We start from the raw sequence: 16,902 nt of genomic DNA, 5'->3' as shown, positions 1-16,902 counted from the left end.
GCCGCCGTCACGTCGCCTCCCCGGGTGGGTCCTTCACCGCCAGGATCGGGCACTCGACGTCCAGCAGGATCCGCTGGGCGGCGCTGCCCATGAGCAGCTTGCCCACCGCGGACCGCCGGCGCAGCCCGATGACCACCAGCTCGGCGCCGGTGTCCCGCACGGCGGCGGACAGCTCCTCGGCGACGTCGCGGCCGATCGGCTGGCGCACCTCGAAGGGCACCCCGGACACCGTCAGGTCCGCGAGCAGCTGCCGCAGGGGCTCGCCCTGCAGGTACTCCATGTCCACCAGCGCGTCCCCGCGCGAGCTGTTGACGACGACCAGCCGGGCCGCCCGTCGCTCGGCCTCCAGCACCGCGTGCTCCAGCGCGGCCCGCCCCCGCGGGTTCGGGACCACCCCCACGACCACGACCCCGCCCACCTAGTCCTCCCGTCCCTCGCGGCCGGCGGCCGCGGTCTCGTGGTGGCGGAGCCCCTCGCCGTGCTGCAGCTCCTCGGGCGTGGACCGCCGTCCGCGGACGACGCGCAGCACGATCGGCACCACCAGCGCCAGCAGCGCGAGGAACAGCACGATCCGGCTGAACCACGTGTCGACCAGGACGCCGAGGTCGCCACCGCTGATGGCCAGCGCGCGGCGCAGGTTGGTCTCCGCGACCGGGCCGAGGATCAGCCCGATGACCGCCGGCGCCACCGGCCAGCCGTAGCGCCGCATGGCGAAGCCGAGGAAGCCGAGCACCAGGAGCAGCACGAGGTCGAGCGGGTCGGCGTTGACCGCGTACGAGCCGAGCGAGGCGAACAGCAGGATGCCCGCGTACAGGTACGGGCGCGGGATGCGCAGCAGCTTCACCCACAGCCCGGCCAGCGGCAGGTTGAGCACCAGCAGCATCGTGTTGCCGATGAACAGCGCCGCGATGAGCGTCCACACCAGGGTGGACTCCGTGGTCAGCAACGTCGGGCCGGGCTGGATGCCGTAGCCCTGGAAGGCGGCCAGCAGGATCGCGGCGGTCGCCGAGGTGGGCAGCCCGAGGGTCAGCAGCGGGACGAGGACGCCGGCGGCCGCCGCGTTGTTGGCCGCCTCCGGACCGGCCACCCCCTCGATCGCGCCGCGCCCGAACTGCTCGGGGTGCCGGGTGAGCTTCCGCTCGGCGGCGTAGGACAGGAACGTCGGGATCTCCGCCCCGCCGGCCGGCATCGCGCCGAGGGGGAAGCCCAGCGCCGTCCCCCGCAGCCACGGCTTCCAGGACCGCCGCAGGTCCTCACCGGTCATGTACCGGCCGGACGCGGGCATGACCTCCACCGGCCCGCGGCGCAGCCGGGAGGCGACGTACAGCGCCTCACCGACGGCGAACAGCGCCACCGCGACCACGACGACGTCGATCCCGTCGGACAGCTGCGGGATGCCGAGGGTGAACCGCTCCTGGCCGGTGAGGACGTCGGTGCCCACCAGCCCCAGGTAGAGGCCGATGCCGAGGGACGCCAGCCCGCGCAGCGGCGAGGCCCCCAGGACGGTGGACACCGCGACGAAGGCCAGGACGGCGAGGGCGAAGTAGTCGGCCGCGGTGATCCCGATGGCCAGGTCGACGATCGTGGGCGCGAGCAGCGCGAGCAGCAGGGTCGCGATCGTGCCGGCGACGAAGGAGCCGATCGCCGCCGTGGCCAGCGCCGCCGCGCCGCGGCCGGCCTTGGCCATCCGGTTGCCCTCGAGCGCGGTCATGATCGAGCTGGCCTCGCCCGGGGTGTTGAGCAGGATCGACGTCGTCGACCCGCCGTACATGCCGCCGTAGTAGATGCCGGCGAACATGATGAACGCGCCGACCGGCTCCAGCACGTAGGTGATCGGCAGCAGCAGGGCGACGGTCATCGCGGGCCCGATGCCGGGGAGGACGCCGACCGCCGTCCCCAGGAGGACGCCGATGAACGCGAACAGCAGGTTGACCGGCGTGAGGGCGTCGCCGAAACCGGCGGCGAGGTCGCTGAGGGCGTCCATCAGAACCAGCTCGTCGCCAGCTCGAGCAGCGTCCCGCCGGGCAGCGCCACGTTGAGCGCCTTGACGAAGACGATCCAGACCACCACCGAGGTGACCCCGCCGGCGATCAGCGGCCGGACGATGCCTCGCGCACCCAGCGCCCAGGCGACCGTGCCGAACATCAGGGTCACCGCCAGCGGCCAGCCGATCACGTTGATGAGCAGGGCGTGGGCGAGGAAGGCGACCGCGATGATGCCGACCGCCCGCCACGAGGTGCCGGCGGTGGGGTCGACGTCCTCGCTCGCGTCGGCGGGGCCGCGGTCGCCGCGGAACACGCGGTAGCCCAGCGCCAGCGCGGTGGCGATGACCAGGCCGCCGACCAGGTAGGGGAAGAACCGCGGCCCGACGGTGTTCGCCGAGCCGGGGACGGCGATCGTCCCGGCGTCGACGACCAGGTACACCCCCAGCGCGCCGAGCAGGACGGTCATGAGCAGCTCGCCGGTGCTCCGCCCCCGGGGCTCCTCCGCAGGGGCCGGAGCCGGCTCGCGGTCGGCCGCCGTGCTCACTGGACCAGGCCGATCTGCACCAGGATCTCGCGCACCCGGGTCTCCTCCTGGGCGAGGAACTCGCCGTAGTCGTCGCCGGTCAGCAGCAGGTCGTCCCAGCCGTTGTTCGCCAGGGCCTCGGCCCACTCGTCGCTGTCGTGCATGTCGACGACCAGGGCGGTCAGGTCGTCGCGGGCGCCGTCGGTCATGCCGGGGCGGGCCATGACCCCCCGCCAGTTGGACAGCTCGACGCCGAACCCGGACTCGACCAGCGTCGGGACGTCGGGCACCTGGTCGCTGCGCTCGGTGGTGGAGACGGCCAGGCCCTTGAGGTCCCCGGAGGCGACCTGCGGGCCGTAGTCGGCGGTGCCCGAGATCCCTGCGGTGACCTGGCCACCGAGCAGCGCCGACAGGGACTCGCCGCCCCCCGAGTAGGGGATGTAGTTGATCTGCCCGGGGTCGATCCCCGCGGCCTGGGCGAGCAGCCCGGCGAGGATCTGGTCGGTGCCACCGGCCGACCCGCCGGCGATCGGTGTGTTCGCGGGGTCGGCCTTCCACACCTCGACGAAGCCGGCGATGTCGTCGAAGGGGGCGTCGGGCGGGGCGACGATGAGCTCGGTCTCGCCGATGAGCCGGGCGATCGGCGTGACGTCGGTGAGCCGGGTGGAGGAGTCGTTGGTGTCGACGGCGCCGACCATGACCAGCCCCATCATCATCAGCAGCGCGTCGTCGTCCTCGCGGGCCAGTTGCCCGAGCCCGATGACGCCGCCGGCCCCCTCGACGTTGAAGACCTGCACGTTGCGGGCCAGGCCGCTGCTCTGGATGGTCCGCTGCATGACGCGGGCGGTGGTGTCCCACCCGCCCCCGGGGCTGGCCGGCGCCATGATCCGCAGCCGGGAGAGGTCACCGGGCTGCACGACGGTGCCCGCGCAACCCGCCAGCGCGCCCAGGGCCGGCACGACCACCACGCCGGCGAGGAAGGACCTGCGGCTCACGGGCACGGCCGGACCCCCTCCGGTGCGCGGAGTGACACGGGTCACAGTAGCCCCCGTGCTGGTCAGCGGCTCCCGTGCGGGCTACCAGGCGCCGTCAGGCGGGGTGAACTGGCTGACGGTGAACTCGGCGCCCTGGGGGTCGCGCAGGAGCGCGTTCCTCGTCCACACGTCGTCGGCCGAGGTCACCGTCGTCGCACCGAGCCGCTCGGCGGAGGCGACGGTCTCGTCCCGGTCGGCCACGGTGAACGCGACGCGCCAGGAGGCCGGAGCCCCCCGCGGCACCACGACCAGCCCGCCGATCACGTCGGCGAAGCCGGGCGGGGCCGACGCCTGCCGCTCACGGATGCCGGGGTCGACGGTCGCGGCGAGGTGGTCGCCGTACCCGGGCACCTGGAGCAGCGTGCCGGCGCCCTGCCCGAGGTCGGCGGCGACCCAGCCGAAGAGCGGGGCGTAGAACGCCATGGCTGCGTCCCGGTCGGGCGTGTGGAGGTCGCTGAAGTTCCAGGCGCCGGGGGTGTTCACCACCTGCGCCCCGGGCCTCCGGCGCGCCTGCCACAGCCGGAACTCCGCCCCGGCGGGGTCGGTGCACGTCGCCGCCCGCCCGCCCGGCCCCGCGTCCTCCGGGGCAGCGGTCACCGTCCCACCGAGCCGCGTCACGGCCGCCGCCGTGGTGTCGGCATCGTCGACGGCGACGTAGGTGTTCCACGTCGCCGCACCGGCGCCCGGCGGCGCGGGGGCGACCGCCGCGACGTCCCCGCCGTGCAGTGTGGCGATGAGGTAGGACCCCGGCATGCCCGGCGGCACGGCGTCGGTCAGCGTCCAGCCGAACAGGCCGGCGTAGAAGCGGGCGGCCGCGTCGGGGTCGGGCTGCTCGGTGTCGATCCAGCAGGGAACGCCGTGCGGGTAGGTCCGCGGCGCGGTCACCCCACGGGACGGGACCGCCGCACCGCGACGACCCCGGGCGCGGCCGCGCCGACGCTGCGGGCGAGGCGGACGCCCCGCCGGACGAGCACCAGGCCCGAGACCAGCGCGACCCCGCCGCCGAGGAAGGCCACGGCGCCGGGCACCGCCTCGCCGGTGGCGAGCAGCACCGACCCGGCCAGGACGGCGAGCAGGACGAGGGTCGACCGCAGCGAGGGCCCGCCCCGGGCGCCCGAGGCGCCGTCCACCGGCGAGCCGCAGTTGGACAGGTCGGGGTCGCAGTCGGGCGTCAGCGCGCTCATCGCGGGGTGCCGGTCTGGTCCGGGACAACGCCCATGCGCGTCTCCTCCTCGAGGGCCCCACCACGCCGACACGCCGACGTGATGTCCGTCACAGCCGACAGTACGGCGGCGGCCACTCCGCGTTCAAGGGGAGGAACCGCCGCCGTCTGCCGGCTCGTGTCAGCTGGCCTTCTTGCGGACCCGCTTCTTCGGCGCCGCCGCGGCCGCCACGGCCTCGGGGTCGAGCAGCTTGGCCAGGTACCGGCCGGTGTGGCTCTCCGGCACCGAGGCGACGAACTCCGGCGGCCCCTCGGCGACGACCGTGCCGCCGCGGAACCCGCCCTCCGGGCCCATGTCGATGAGCCAGTCGGCGCTCTTGATGACGTCGAGGTTGTGCTCGATGACGATGACCGAGTTGCCCTTGTCGACCAGGCCCTGGAGCACCAGCAGCAGCTTGCGGATGTCCTCGAAGTGCAGGCCCGTGGTGGGCTCGTCGAGGACGTAGATGCTGCGGCCGTTGCTGCGCTTCTGCAGCTCGCTGGCCAGCTTCACCCGCTGCGCCTCACCGCCGGAGAGGGTGGTCGCCGGCTGGCCGAGCCGCACGTAGCCCAGGCCGACGTCGGTGAGCGTGCGCAGGTACCGGGCGATGGCCGGGATCGCGGCGAAGAAGTCCGCGGCCTCCTCGATGGGCATGTCGAGGACCTCGGCGACCGTCTTGCCCTTGTAGTGGACCTCGAGGGTCTCCCGGTTGAACCGGGCGCCCTTGCACACCTCGCAGGGGACGTAGACGTCCGGCAGGAAGTTCATCTCGATCTTGAGCGTGCCGTCACCGGAGCAGGCCTCGCAGCGGCCACCCTTGACGTTGAACGAGAACCGGCCGGGCTGGTACCCGCGGATCTTCGCCTCGGAGGTCTGAGCGAACAGCTTGCGGACGTGGTCCCAGACCCCGGTGTAGGTGGCCGGGTTGGACCGCGGGGTCCGCCCGATCGGCGACTGGTCGACGTGCACGACCTTGTCCAGCTGGTCGAGCCCGGTGATGGTGCGGTGCCGGCCGGCCACCAGCCGCGCCCGGTTCAGCTGGTTGGCCAGCGTCGTGTAGAGGATGTCGTTGACCAGCGTGGACTTGCCCGAGCCCGACACACCGGTGACCGCGACCAGGCAGCCCAACGGGAAGGCGACGTCCAGCCCGCGCAGGTTGTTCTCGCGGGCGCCCTTCACCACCAGCTCGCGGCCCGGCGTCGGCTCCCGGCGCTGCTGCGGGATGGCGATCTCCCGGCGGCCCGACAGGTACTGACCGGTGAGGGATCTCTCGCTGGCCAGCAGCTCGGCGACCGTGCCGCTGACGACGACCTCGCCACCGTGCTCGCCGGCGCCGGGCCCGATGTCGACCACCCAGTCGGCGGTCTTGATCGTGTCCTCGTCGTGCTCGACGACGATGAGCGTGTTGCCCATGTCGCGCAGCCGCACGAGGGTCTCGATCAGCCGGGTGTTGTCGCGCTGGTGCAGCCCGATCGAGGGCTCGTCGAGGACGTAGAGCACGCCGACCAGGCCGGAGCCGATCTGGGTGGCCAGCCGGATGCGCTGCGCCTCACCGCCGGCGAGGGTGGCCGCCGGCCGGTCGAGGGAGAGGTAGTCCAGCCCGACGTCGACGAGGAAGGACAGCCGCGCCTGGATCTCGCGCAGCACGCGGTCGGCGATCGCCTTCTCGCGCTCGCCGAGCTCCAGGGCGCCCAGCCACTGCGCCGCCTCGCCGATGGAGAGGTTGGTGACCTCGGCGATCGAGCGGCTGTTGAGCTTGACCGCGAGGATCTCCGGCTTGAGCCGGGTGCCGTGGCAGACCGGACAGGGCACGTCGCGCATGTAGCCCTCGTACTTGTCCCGCATGTAGTCGCTGTCGGTGTCCTCGTGCCGGCGCTCGAGGAAGGGCAGCACGCCCTCGAACGCGGCGTAGTAGCTGCGCTCGCGGCCATAGCGGTTCTTGTAGCGGACGTGCACCTGGTCGGGCGAGCCGTGCAGGACGGCCTTCTGCACCTTGGCCGGCAGCCGCTCCCACGGGTCGTCCATGGAGAAGCCCAGCTGCTGGGACAGGCCGGTGAGCAGCCGGGTGAAGTACTCGTTGCTCATCGACGTCGACCACGGGGCGATGGCGCCCTGCGCCAGGCTCTTCTCCGGGTCGGGGACGACCAGCTCCGGATCGACCTCCTTGCGGGTGCCGATGCCGGTGCACTCGGGGCACGCGCCGAAGGGCGAGTTGAAGGAGAACGACCGCGGCTCGAGCGCCTCGAAGGAGAGCCCGTCGTCGACGCAGGCGAGGTGCTCGGAGAAGGTGCGCTCGCGGTACGGGTCGTCCTCCGGCAGGTCGACGAAGTCGAGGACGACCAGGCCGCCGGCCAGGCCGAGCGCGGTCTCGACCGAGTCGGTGAGCCGCCGCTTCGCGCTCTCCTTGACGGTGAGGCGGTCGACGATCACCTCGATCGTGTGCTTCTCCTGCTTCTTGAGCTTCGGCGGGTCGGTGAGCTGGTGGACGACGCCGTCGACGCGCACGCGGGAGAAGCCCTGGGTCTGCAGCGAGCTGAACAGGTCGACGTACTCGCCCTTGCGGGCGCGGACGACGGGGGCCAGCACCTGGAACCGGGTGCCCTCGGCCATCCCCAGCACCTGGTCGACGATCTGCTGCGGCGTCTGCCGGGAGATGGGCTTGCCACAGTTCGGGCAGTGCGGCTGCCCGGCGCGGGCATAGAGCAGCCGCAGGTAGTCGTAGACCTCGGTGATCGTGCCGACCGTCGACCGCGGGTTGCGGTTGGTCGACTTCTGGTCGATCGAGACGGCGGGCGAGAGACCCTCGATGAAGTCGACGTCCGGCTTGTCCATCTGGCCGAGGAACTGCCGGGCGTAGGCCGACAGCGACTCGACGTACCGCCGCTGGCCCTCGGCGAAGATGGTGTCGAAGGCCAGGCTGGACTTCCCCGAGCCGGACAGCCCCGTGAAGACGATCAGCGCGTCACGGGGCAGGTCGAGGTGGACGTCCTTGAGGTTGTGCTCGCGGGCGCCGCGGACGACGAGACGGTCCAATGTGATCCCTGTCGGTCAGCCGGGCCGGCCGGTCGGTCCGGGCCCGCGGTGGAGGTGTCGAGATGTCGGTACGGACAACGCCGTCACCGTCCGGGCGCAATCCGTGACGACGGCGACGTTGCCGGCGGCGGGAGGTGCTCAGACGGGAGCCGGGGACGGGGCGCCCGCTGGGTCGAAGACCGGCGCATGACGACGCCAGGGCTGCCGACGCTCCAGCTCTCCGGCCAGCCAGAGTAGTCGCCTCTCCGCACCCGGGGGGCCGACGAACTGGACCGCCAGCGGCAGCCCGTCCGGCCTGGTCCCGGCGGGCAGCACCAGTGCGGGCAGGCCGGCCAGGTTCCAGGCCGCCGTCCACGGGGCCCAGCGCGCGTTGGCCGTGACGTTGGCGAGGAACGAGCGCTCGTGCCAGGGCCGGGCCGGCAGCGGCGGACCGGTCGTGACCGGCGTGAGCAGCGCATCGACGTCGGAGAGGAACCCGGTCACCCGCTCCCGGAAGCGCTCAGCGGTGCGCGGCCGCACCAGCCCGGCGGCGCGTACCCACCGCCCGAGGCGGGCATGGGTCCGGCTGCGCCGCTGCAGGTCGGCCAGGGGGATGCCGAGGTGGGCGGCGTCGTCCGCGGCGCCGGCCAGCCACCGGGCGACGGCGCCCGCGGCGGCCGCGGGAGGGACCGGGGGGTCGCGGCGCACGACGGTGTGGCCCGCCGCGGTGAGCGCGGCGGCCACGCGCTCCACCGCGGCACGGGCCGGGGCATCGGCCCGCACCGCGGGCACCGGCGACCGGGTGGAGACGGCGATCCGCAGCGGGCGGCCGGGCGCCTCCAGGGGCACCGGCACCTCCCCCGCCAGCACCGCGTGCGCGAGCGCCAGGTCGGCCACCGTGGTGGCCAGCGCGCCGTTCTCGGCCATGCCCGACCAGTCGTCCGCGCCGATGCCGGCCGGCACGGTGCCGCGGCCGGGCTTGAGGGTCACCAGCCCGCACGCGGCGGCGGGCAGCCGCAGCGAGCCCATCCCGTCGTTGCCGTGGGCGAGCGGCACGGCGCCCGCGGCCACCGCCGCCGCGCTGCCGCCGGAGCTGCCGGCGGGCGAGCGGGAGGTGTCCCACGGGTTGCGGCTCACCGCGCCGGGGCCGTCGGTCGAGGCGTAGAGGCACAGCTCCGGGGCGCGGGTGAGGCCGGCGACGACCGCACCGGCAGCCCGCAGCCGGGCGACCACCGGGTGGTCCTCCGCCGCTCGGCGCTCCGGGCAGGCCGGGGAGCCGTCGGTGCAGGCCTCCCCCGCCACGGCCACGTTGTCCTTGACCGCGATCGGGACCCCCGCCAGAGGCAGGGACGCCCGGCCGGGCGCGGCGTCGACGACGGCGGCCTCGGCCAGCGCCGCCTCGCGGCGCACCACCCGGAAGGCACCCAGCCGGGGCTCGACGTCGTCGAGGTGGGCCAGGTGGGCCCGGACGACGTCGACGGCGGAGAGCTCCCCGGAGCGCACCCGGGCGGCCAGCTCGGTGGCGGGGAGGCCCACCACCGTTCCGCCCGGAGCACCGACCGGCAGACCTCCGCTAGCGTCCATGCCAGGACCGTATCCGCGGCCGCCGACACTTCTCGAACGGAGTCTGGGATGAGCTCGGGGACCTACACCGGGGACGTCGAGGTGGGCGGGCCCGCCGACGTCCGGGAGCTGCCGGGGCTGACCATCAGCAAGATCGCCGTGAGCGAGATGGCGAACAACGCCTACCTGCTGCGCGACCCGGAGACCGGCGAGGCCCTGCTCGTCGACGCCGCCGCCGAGCCCGAGACGCTGCGCGCCTTCATCGGCGACGCCGACGTCCGCACCGTCGTCACGACCCACGGGCACTGGGACCACCACCGCGCCCTGCCGCAGGTCGTCGAGGCCACCGGCGCGACGACCGTGGCCCACCCCGCGGACGCCGACGACCTGCCGGTGCCCGTCGACCGCCCGGTGGAGCACGGCGACACGGTCACGGTCGGCAACCAGACGCTGGAGGTCGTCCACCTGCGCGGGCACACGCCGGGCAGCATCGCGCTGGTCTGGCGCGGCCCCGGGGACGCCGGCACGCACGTCTTCACCGGGGACAGCCTCTTCCCCGGCGGGGTGGGCAACACGCAGCAGGACCCGCAGCGCTTCGCCAGCCTGATCGACGACGTCGAGCAGCGGCTGTTCGGCGTCCTCCCGGATGACACGTGGGTCTACCCCGGCCACGGCAAGGACACCACGATCGGCGCCGAGCGCCCGCACCTCGGCGAGTGGCGGGAGCGCGGCTGGTAGACCGCTCGTCCGGCGGCCCTCTCCCCGCTGCTGGTCGAGGACCACACGGCGCGCGTCGAGGAGAACGGGGCCGGGATGGTCGTCGGTACCGCCCCACCGGGATCGCCGCCGCCTCCGGTCAGGGCTCGGCGTCATCGGGCCGTCCTCCCGGCGCCCGGCCGGGGTCCGTGCTGAGGAATGACCTCCGCGCAGCGCCTGGCCGAACTGGGACGCGAGCTGGTCCCCATCGTGGTCGCGGAGATCATGACCGTCCGCGACGAGCGGGGCGTGCCCCTGGCACAGGCGACCCGGACGGTCACGCGGGCTTGGTCCGCCGACGCCCGGGCCCAGGGGCTGGGCATCTTCGCGGCGGACGAGGTCATGCAGATGGTCCGCCGCATCGGCGCCGGGATCGACGCCCCCGAGCCGGACCGACTCCGGTCCTTCCCGCGCTGGGTGGATCCGCAGGTGGACGACCGCGGCACGGGCTGTGGCCAGGTCGCGGTGGGGCACTCGATCCTGGTCTCGCCCTGCGCCACGCTCGGCAACGACGGCCCTACGCCGAGCTCGGCGCGGACTGACTTGCCCGCCGCAACGACGAAGCCCATGCCCGCCGGCTGGTCGCCCGGCTCGAACGCCTCGACCTCACCGTCGTCCTGGAGGCGGTCGCCGGACCCGACTGCACAGCAGAAATCGGGAGTTGCGTCTTCCGCCCGGCCCCCGAGGGGGCGGAGACTCGGGCCACCCGGTCGCGGTCGCCCGCGCCGGGAGGCGGCCCGGCCGAGCAGCCGACCGAGGACGCCGACCTCCGGCACGTTCTCCCCGCCGGCCGGAGGGCCCGCCGCGCCGTGCGCCCGCGACCCCGGTCGCGCTGGACGACGCAGCCCGCCCGGCGCTCGCGGGAGACGAGGACGCCGGAGGAGTCCGGCATGGCGGAGTACGTCGCGATCGTCCGGCGCCGCGCGGTGGACTGGTACCTCTCGGTCCCCGCGGTCGGCCTGGGCGCACCGCTGTGGCGACCGGCCGAGGCGGTCCGGCTGGCCGTGCGGCTGGTCCGGCTGCGCACCGGCCGGGACCTGCCGGAGAGCGCGGTCGGCGTCCTGACCGCGGGCCCCGAGGACCTGTACCTCCCGGCGGGCCGGACCGAGGTGGAGGCCCGGCACACCGACGGGCGCTGGCACCGGGGACAGCTCGCGGGCTGGGTGCGGCAGTCCGACGACACCTGGCAGGCGGTGGTCTGCTATCCCGTGGCCGGCGTGCTGTGGGAGCGGGTCCTGGCCGCCGGCCGGTGGCGGCCCGCGGCCGCCACCGAGCAGGCCGGGACGGAGGAGGAGCCGGGGATCCCGACGGGACCGGCCACCCCGTGACCGCTCACGCCGACGGCAGGTGGCCCAGCTGGGTGAGGACGGTGACGTTGTCCCAGGTCACCCACAGCTCGGCGAGCCTGCCCTCGGCGACCCGGAAGACGCCGGCGTAGTCGAACCGCGCCCGCTTGCCGAGGGGCGGGAAGGGGCCGAGCGGCCCGGTCTGCGTGCCCTCGTAGACGGCCCAGACGGCGGCCCGGTCACCCTCCACGACGACCTGGGTGAAGGTCTGGGTGTTGTCCGGGAACGCCGCGACGTCCGCCTCGAGGAAGTCCTTGAACTGCTCCCGGCTGGTGACGCACAGCTGTGGCGTCGCCTGGCAGTGGCGGACGAAGTCGGGCGCGAGCAGGTCGTCGAGGAGGTCCAGCTGGCGGGCGTTCATGGCGTCCTCCAGCCGACGCACCAGGGTCCGGACCTCCTCCGGGCTGCTGCTCATCTCTCCTCCGCACGGGCCGGCTCACCGCACGCCGGAGGGCCTGCCTACTCGCGCCGCGACCGGACGACCAGGGACCGGTGCGCGCCCCGGCGGTCCGCTCGCCGTCCGCGGCGGAGTGGCTACTCCTCGAAGAGGGCGACGAGCTCGTCGGCGGTGCAGGCCACGTGCAGCGGGACGATCGAGACCGTCCAGGCCGGACGGCGCTCGTCGATGCCGAGTGCGAGGTCCCAGGCCGCGCGGGCGCTGAGCGGGCCGAAGCAGGCGTCGTCGCCGTCGTCGCTGAGGGCGACCTCGACCAGCCAGGTGTCGGAGAGGTCGGCGGCGAGCTCGCCGAAGTCGGGCTCGGTGCCGTCCTCGGGCTCGGGGGCGTCGGCCTGGACCGGGTACACGATCGCCATGTCCGGCCCCTACAGCTGGATGCCGCGGGTCAGGGCGCCGTCGACGACGAGGTTGGCCCCCGACGTGAAGCTGGACACCGGGCTGGAGAGGAAGACGACGGCCCTGGCCATCTCCTCCGGCGTCCCCATCCGGCCGGTCGGGTTGAGGGCCAGGGAGTCCGCGAACAGCTCCGGCTGGCCCTTCTCCACCGCCTGCCAGAAGCCGCCCTCGAAGTAGGTGTTCCCCGGGGAGACGACGTTGGCCCGCACCCCGCGACCGGCGAGCTGGAACGCCAGGCCGGAGACGTAGCCGACCAGGGCGGTCTTCATCGTCCCGTACGGGCCGGAGGCGAAGTCGGCCTCGCGCCCGGAGACGCTGGAGATGGCGACGATCGAGCCGTTCCCGCTGGCCTCCAGGTGCGGCAGCGCGGCGGTGACCAGCCGCACCGTGTGCATCAGGTCGACCTCGAAGGAGGCGTACCAGTTCTCCTCCCCCGGGCCGGCCGCCAGCGCGCTCACGTTGGCGACCACGGCGTCGAGGCCGCCGAGCCGGCCGGCCGCGGCCTCCACCCACCCGCTGAGCGCCGCGCCGTCCCGCACGTCGAGCCGGACGCCGGTCGCCCGCCCCCCGCGCTCGGCGACCGCCTTCTCCACCACCTCGATCTCCCCCGCGTCGCGGGCGCAGAACTCGACGACGGCCCCCTCGTCGACGAACGACTCGACGATCGCCCGGCCGATGCCTCGGGTGCCGCCGGTGACGAGCACGCGGGAGCCGGTGAGCTGCAGGTCCATGGCGGGGTCCTCTCGGGGTGGCGGGATCTCAGAGCAGGGCGGCCGCGCGGCGGCGCAGGTCGTCGTGCAGCCCGCCGTAGGCCGTGGCCCGCGGCAGGAGGGACTTGCGGGCCTTCACCACGGTGCTGTAGTTGGCGTCGACCACGTTGGCGATCGGCACCTCGGTGATCTGCGAGAGCAGCTGGTAGCCGTCCATCGGGTGCAGCCCGTACAGCTCCTCGAACCAGCGCACCAGCTCGACCTGGCCGATGCGCCAGGCGTCCTCCAGGGGCCGGCTGGAACCGACGGTCATCCAGTGCGTGTCGTCCTCGAGCCGCGGCCACAGCGGCGCCCCGCCCTTGATGAGCTCGACGACGAGCGTGGTGGTCATCGCGCCCTCGACGGCCGTGCCGCACGCCTCACCCTCGCCCTGGCGGTAGTGCCCGTCACCGATCGAGAACAGCGCGCCCTCGACGTTGACGCCGAGGAAGCAGGTGGTGCCGGGACGCATCTGCGGGGTGTCCATGTTGCCGCCGAAGCGCTCGGGCACCAGGGAGCTGCGCACCTCACCGCCGGGCGGGGCGACCCCGACCGTGCCGAGCATCGGCGCCACCGGCAGCGCGACCTGCAGGTCGGTGTGCTGGGCGGCGAAGGTGACCGTGTTGGCGGCCCGGTCCAGCTCGTAGATCCACGTGGTGTCCGGCAGGGGGTCCTGCAGCGTCGCCGTCCGGTCGGTGCTGGTCAGCCCGCCGAAGAAGGGGATCGCCGCCGAGGCGCCCCAGTCGCGGGCCGGCTCCATCGCGACGAAGTGCAGCGCGAGGGTGTCCCCGGGCTCGGCGCCCTCGACGAAGAAGGGTCCGGTCTGCGGGTTGACGAACCGCAGGTCCACCTTCTCGGAGCACAGGTCGGTCGTCTTCTGCAGCGCGCCGCAGAACGCGTCGTCGGACCACACCCGTAGCGCCGTCCCCGGGCGGATGCGCCGCAGCGGGGCCACGCCGCCGAAGGTGAACGCGTACTGCTCGAACGTGGGCACGACCTCGACGACGTCCATGCCGCACCCTAGGGAGCCGCCGATGGGGTCGGCAACGGCTCGGCCGCGGCGGGCAGCCGGACGCGGTCCGGGGTCAGCTCGGCGACCGACGGGACGCCCAGCAGCTGCAGCGTGCGCGCCACCTCGCGGGACAGGATGTCGGCCACCCGCTGCACCCCGCGCTCGCCTCCGGCCATCAGCCCGTACAGGTAGGCCCGGCCGACCAGGCAGGCGCGCGCACCGAGGGCCACGGCGGCGACGACGTCCGCGCCGTCGAGGATGCCGCCGTCGAGGTAGACCTCCGCCCGGTCCCCCACCGCCGCGACGACCGCGGGGAGCTCCAGCAGCGGGGTGGGTGCCCGGTCCAGCTGGCGGCCGCCGTGGTTGGAGACGACGACGGCGTCGGCTCCCGCGTCGACCACCGCGCGGGCGTCCTCCGCCGTCTGCACGCCCTTGACGACCAGCGCGCCGGACCACCGCTCGCGCAGGTCCCGGACGTCGGCGAGGGTCGCGGCCGGCTCGAACACCCGGTCGGCGAGCTCGGCGACCGTGCCGCCCCACGAGCGCAGGGAGGCGAACTCCAGCGGTTCGGTGGTCAGCAGGTCGACCCACCAGTGCGGGTGGACGGCGGCGTTGGCCATCGTCCGCAGGGTGAGCGCCGGCGGGATGGTGAACCCGTTGCGGACGTCGCGCAGCCGCGGGCCGGCCACCGGGGTGTCGACGGTGAGCACCAGCGCCTCGTAGCCGGCCGCGGCCGCCCGGGCGACCAGCGCCGCGCTGGCCTCGCGGTCCCGCCACAGGTACAGCTGGAACCACCGGCGCCCGCCCGGGGCGGCCGCGGCGAGGGCCTCGATCGTCGTCGTCCCCATGGTCGACAGGGCGTGCGGGATGCCGACCCGCTCGGCCACCCGGCCGACGGCGACCTCCCCCTCGGTGTGCATGAGCCGGGTGAAGCCGGTCGGGGCGAAGACCAGCGGCAGGGCCGACCGGCGGCCGAGGACGGTCGTCGACGGATCGACGACGGAGACGTCGCGCAGCACGCTGGGCCGGAACTCCAGGCTCGCGAACGCCGCGCGGGAGCGGCGCAGGCTCTCCTCCGCACCGGCCGCGCCGTCGGTGTAGTCGAACACGGCCCGGGGCACCCGGCGCCGGGCGATCTCCCGCAGGTCGCCGACGGAGGCCGCCGCCGCCAGCCGCCGGTCGGTCGCGTCCCCGGGGACCCGCCGGGGACGGATGAGCTCGCGCAGCTCGGACCAGCGGGGCACTCGGCGCTCGACCACTCGGGCCTCCTCCTGTCGGCGTCCGCCCACCCTGCCAGGACACGTGGGACGGCCGGTACCCGTGGGACGACGGAGCGGCCCTCACCGCGCGCCGCACGCGAACCGCCGTTAACGTCCTGCCACAGTGACGCGCGTCACCGTCGTCGCCGCACCCGAGGAACAGGCAGGCCCCGATGCTCTACACCGCGTACGAGTGGAACCGCCGGGCGGGAGCGCCCGTCGTGGCCGCCTCCGGGCTCACCGCCCGGGTGTTGTCCACGCTGCCGTCGCCGCTGGCCGGCCGGGGTCCGGTGCGCCACCTGCGTGCGGCCTGCGACATCGTGGCGCGGTCCCGGCCCACGCACGACCGGCCGGAGTACGGCATCGACGCCGTGCCGGTGGGCGGCCGGCTGGCCGACGTGCGCGAGGAGCACCTGACGGCCACCGCGTTCGCCACCCTGCTGCACTTCCGCAAGCCCTCGGTGACCGACCAGCCGCGGGTGCTCGTCGTCGGGCCGATGTCCGGTCACTTCACCACGCTGATCCGGCCGACGATCCGCACCCTGCTGTCCGACCACGACGTGCACGTCCTCGACTGGCACAACGCCCGCGACATCCCGGTCCAGCACGGCCCCTTCGGGCTCGACGAGTACATCGAGCACGTCATGGCGGCCCTCCGACACCTGGGACCGGACACGCACGTCGTGGCCGTCTGCCAGCCCGCCGTCCCGGTGCTCGCGGCGGTGTCGCTGCTGGCCGCCGCGGACGACGACGCCCAGCCGGCGAGCCTCACCCTCATGGCCGGACCGGTCGACACCCGGGTCAACCCCAACCGGGTCAACCAGGCGGCCGAGAAGCGGCCACTGTCGGCCTACGAGCGCCGGCTCATCGACACGGTGCCCGCGCGCTATCCCGGCGCCGGGCGGCGGGTCTACCCGGGCGTGGTGCAGCTGACCGCCTTCATGTCGATGAACCCGCGCCGGCACTGGAGCGCGCACCTGCAGATGTACCGCGACCTGGTGACGGGCAACGCCGAGCGGGCGGCCACCACCCGGGCCTTCTACGACGAGTACGGGGCCGTGATGGACGTGCCCGCCGAGTTCTACCTGGAGACGGTCGGCCGCATCTTCCAGCAGCACGACTTCGCCAACGGCAGGTTCACCTGGCGCGGGCAGCCGGTCGACCCCGGCGCCATCCGGCGGACCGCGCTGCTGACCGTCGAGGGCGCCCGCGACGACATCTGCTCCCCCGGCCAGACCGAGGCGGCCCACGCCCTGTGCACCGGGATCCCCGAGGAGCACAAGCGGCACCACCTGCAGCCGGGCGTCGGGCACTACGGCGTGTTCAGCGGTTCGCGCTGGGAGGCCGAGGTGTACCCGGTGCTGCGCGACTTCGTCGCCGAGCACGCGCCCCAGCGGGCCGCCGCCGGCTGACAGCCGCGGGAGCATCGCAGCGAGGTACGAGCGAGGAGCGGACCGCGGCGCGCAAGCCGGCCAGGGTGACCGCCGGCTGACAGCCGCGGGAGCATCGCAGCGAGGTACGAGCGAGGAGCGGACCGCGGCGCGCAAGCCGGCCAGGGTGACCGCCGGCTGACAGCCGCGGGAGCATCGCAGCGAGGTACGAGCGAGG

General features: G+C 74.4%; 16 protein-coding genes. 3 read left to right on the top strand and 13 right to left on the bottom strand.

Annotation, left to right across the window (positions count from 1 at the left end; all coding sequences use genetic code 11):
- Nucleotides 1–7 precede the first annotated feature (7 nt).
- The 8 genes from ACI79C_RS20520 to ACI79C_RS20485 form a co-directional block, all read right to left on the bottom strand.
- Nucleotides 8–418 carry a universal stress protein gene (locus tag ACI79C_RS20520; protein ID WP_456947538.1) on the bottom strand — a complete coding sequence of 137 codons (411 nt, stop codon included), beginning with the start codon at nucleotides 416–418 and terminating at the stop codon, nucleotides 8–10.
- On the bottom strand, nucleotides 419–1,984 hold the full coding sequence (locus ACI79C_RS20515; protein ID WP_456947537.1) for a tripartite tricarboxylate transporter permease: 1,566 nt from the start codon (nucleotides 1,982–1,984) through the stop codon (nucleotides 419–421).
- Nucleotides 1,984–2,451, bottom strand: a complete 468-nt coding sequence (locus tag ACI79C_RS20510; protein ID WP_456947536.1) for a tripartite tricarboxylate transporter TctB family protein — start codon at nucleotides 2,449–2,451, stop codon at nucleotides 1,984–1,986. Before ACI79C_RS20510 ends, ACI79C_RS20515 begins: the two co-directional genes overlap by 1 nt.
- 74 nt (nucleotides 2,452–2,525) lie before the next feature.
- Complete coding sequence (locus ACI79C_RS20505; RefSeq protein ID WP_456947535.1) at nucleotides 2,526–3,503, bottom strand: Bug family tripartite tricarboxylate transporter substrate binding protein; 978 nt, start codon at nucleotides 3,501–3,503, stop codon at nucleotides 2,526–2,528.
- A gap of 81 nt (nucleotides 3,504–3,584) precedes the next feature.
- Nucleotides 3,585–4,427, bottom strand: a complete 843-nt coding sequence (locus ACI79C_RS20500; RefSeq protein ID WP_456947534.1) for a VOC family protein — start codon at nucleotides 4,425–4,427, stop codon at nucleotides 3,585–3,587.
- A complete protein-coding gene (locus tag ACI79C_RS20495; RefSeq protein ID WP_456947533.1) occupies nucleotides 4,424–4,726 on the bottom strand; it encodes a hypothetical protein in 303 nt (100 codons plus the stop codon). The genes ACI79C_RS20500 and ACI79C_RS20495 overlap by 4 nt, the downstream gene beginning before the upstream one ends.
- 159 nt (nucleotides 4,727–4,885) lie before the next feature.
- The gene (uvrA, locus tag ACI79C_RS20490; RefSeq protein ID WP_456947532.1) at nucleotides 4,886–7,777 is read right to left on the bottom strand and encodes an excinuclease ABC subunit UvrA; all 2,892 of its coding nucleotides are present in this window, start codon (nucleotides 7,775–7,777) and stop codon (nucleotides 4,886–4,888) included.
- A gap of 138 nt (nucleotides 7,778–7,915) precedes the next feature.
- The gene (locus ACI79C_RS20485; RefSeq protein WP_456947531.1) at nucleotides 7,916–9,340 is read right to left on the bottom strand and encodes an amidase; all 1,425 of its coding nucleotides are present in this window, start codon (nucleotides 9,338–9,340) and stop codon (nucleotides 7,916–7,918) included.
- A gap of 48 nt (nucleotides 9,341–9,388) precedes the next feature.
- Here ACI79C_RS20485 and ACI79C_RS20480 point away from each other — a divergent pair, with 48 nt between their 5' ends.
- Both ACI79C_RS20480 and ACI79C_RS20475 read left to right on the top strand, forming a co-directional pair.
- Nucleotides 9,389–10,057: an MBL fold metallo-hydrolase gene (locus ACI79C_RS20480; RefSeq protein WP_456947530.1), complete on the top strand. Its 669-nt coding sequence runs from the start codon at nucleotides 9,389–9,391 to the stop codon at nucleotides 10,055–10,057.
- Between the two features lie 908 nt (nucleotides 10,058–10,965).
- Entirely contained in the window at nucleotides 10,966–11,403 is a 438-nt protein-coding gene (locus ACI79C_RS20475; RefSeq protein WP_456947529.1) for a hypothetical protein, read from the top strand.
- 4 nt (nucleotides 11,404–11,407) lie between these two features.
- Here ACI79C_RS20475 and ACI79C_RS20470 read toward each other — a convergent pair whose 3' ends face one another.
- The 5 genes from ACI79C_RS20470 to ACI79C_RS20450 all read right to left on the bottom strand — a co-directional run bounded on the left by ACI79C_RS20470 (nucleotide 11,408) and on the right by ACI79C_RS20450 (nucleotide 15,294).
- Nucleotides 11,408–11,836 (bottom strand): ester cyclase, encoded by a 429-nt coding sequence (locus tag ACI79C_RS20470; RefSeq protein ID WP_456947528.1) that lies wholly within the window; start codon nucleotides 11,834–11,836, stop codon nucleotides 11,408–11,410.
- A 119-nt stretch (nucleotides 11,837–11,955) separates the two neighbouring features.
- Entirely contained in the window at nucleotides 11,956–12,234 is a 279-nt protein-coding gene (locus ACI79C_RS20465; protein ID WP_456947527.1) for a hypothetical protein, read from the bottom strand.
- 9 nt (nucleotides 12,235–12,243) lie between these two features.
- Nucleotides 12,244–13,005 carry an SDR family NAD(P)-dependent oxidoreductase gene (locus ACI79C_RS20460; RefSeq protein ID WP_456947526.1) on the bottom strand — a complete coding sequence of 254 codons (762 nt, stop codon included), beginning with the start codon at nucleotides 13,003–13,005 and terminating at the stop codon, nucleotides 12,244–12,246.
- A 28-nt stretch (nucleotides 13,006–13,033) separates the two neighbouring features.
- Entirely contained in the window at nucleotides 13,034–14,035 is a 1,002-nt protein-coding gene (locus tag ACI79C_RS20455; protein WP_456947525.1) for an acetamidase/formamidase family protein, read from the bottom strand.
- An 8-nt stretch (nucleotides 14,036–14,043) separates the two neighbouring features.
- Complete coding sequence (locus tag ACI79C_RS20450; protein ID WP_456947524.1) at nucleotides 14,044–15,294, bottom strand: alpha-hydroxy acid oxidase; 1,251 nt, start codon at nucleotides 15,292–15,294, stop codon at nucleotides 14,044–14,046.
- Between the two features lie 173 nt (nucleotides 15,295–15,467).
- Between ACI79C_RS20450 and ACI79C_RS20445 the strand changes: the two genes are divergently transcribed.
- A complete protein-coding gene (locus ACI79C_RS20445; protein WP_456947523.1) occupies nucleotides 15,468–16,706 on the top strand; it encodes a polyhydroxyalkanoate depolymerase in 1,239 nt (412 codons plus the stop codon).
- Nucleotides 16,707–16,902: the final 196 nt, after the last annotated feature.

It is taken from the genome of Geodermatophilus sp. SYSU D00697 (assembly GCF_054050175.1).
Note: the sequence above shows the minus strand (reverse complement) of the source record. Positions and strands in the feature narration are given on the sequence as shown.

Bases quoted from the DNA above. Each gene is read 5' to 3' on its own strand.
- ACI79C_RS20515 (WP_456947537.1), bottom strand. From the start codon at position 1,984: ATGGACGCCCTCAGCGACCTCGCCGCCGGTTTCGGCGACGCCCTCACG.
- ACI79C_RS20510 (WP_456947536.1), bottom strand. From the start codon at position 2,451: ATGACCGTCCTGCTCGGCGCGCTGGGGGTGTACCTGGTCGTCGACGCC.
- ACI79C_RS20495 (WP_456947533.1), bottom strand. From the start codon at position 4,726: ATGAGCGCGCTGACGCCCGACTGCGACCCCGACCTGTCCAACTGCGGC.
- ACI79C_RS20485 (WP_456947531.1), bottom strand. From the start codon at position 9,340: ATGGACGCTAGCGGAGGTCTGCCGGTCGGTGCTCCGGGCGGAACGGTG.
- ACI79C_RS20480 (WP_456947530.1), top strand. From the start codon at position 9,389: ATGAGCTCGGGGACCTACACCGGGGACGTCGAGGTGGGCGGGCCCGCC.
- ACI79C_RS20475 (WP_456947529.1), top strand. From the start codon at position 10,966: ATGGCGGAGTACGTCGCGATCGTCCGGCGCCGCGCGGTGGACTGGTAC.
- ACI79C_RS20470 (WP_456947528.1), bottom strand. From the start codon at position 11,836: ATGAGCAGCAGCCCGGAGGAGGTCCGGACCCTGGTGCGTCGGCTGGAG.
- ACI79C_RS20465 (WP_456947527.1), bottom strand. From the start codon at position 12,234: ATGGCGATCGTGTACCCGGTCCAGGCCGACGCCCCCGAGCCCGAGGAC.
- ACI79C_RS20460 (WP_456947526.1), bottom strand. From the start codon at position 13,005: ATGGACCTGCAGCTCACCGGCTCCCGCGTGCTCGTCACCGGCGGCACC.
- ACI79C_RS20455 (WP_456947525.1), bottom strand. From the start codon at position 14,035: ATGGACGTCGTCGAGGTCGTGCCCACGTTCGAGCAGTACGCGTTCACC.
- ACI79C_RS20445 (WP_456947523.1), top strand. From the start codon at position 15,468: ATGCTCTACACCGCGTACGAGTGGAACCGCCGGGCGGGAGCGCCCGTC.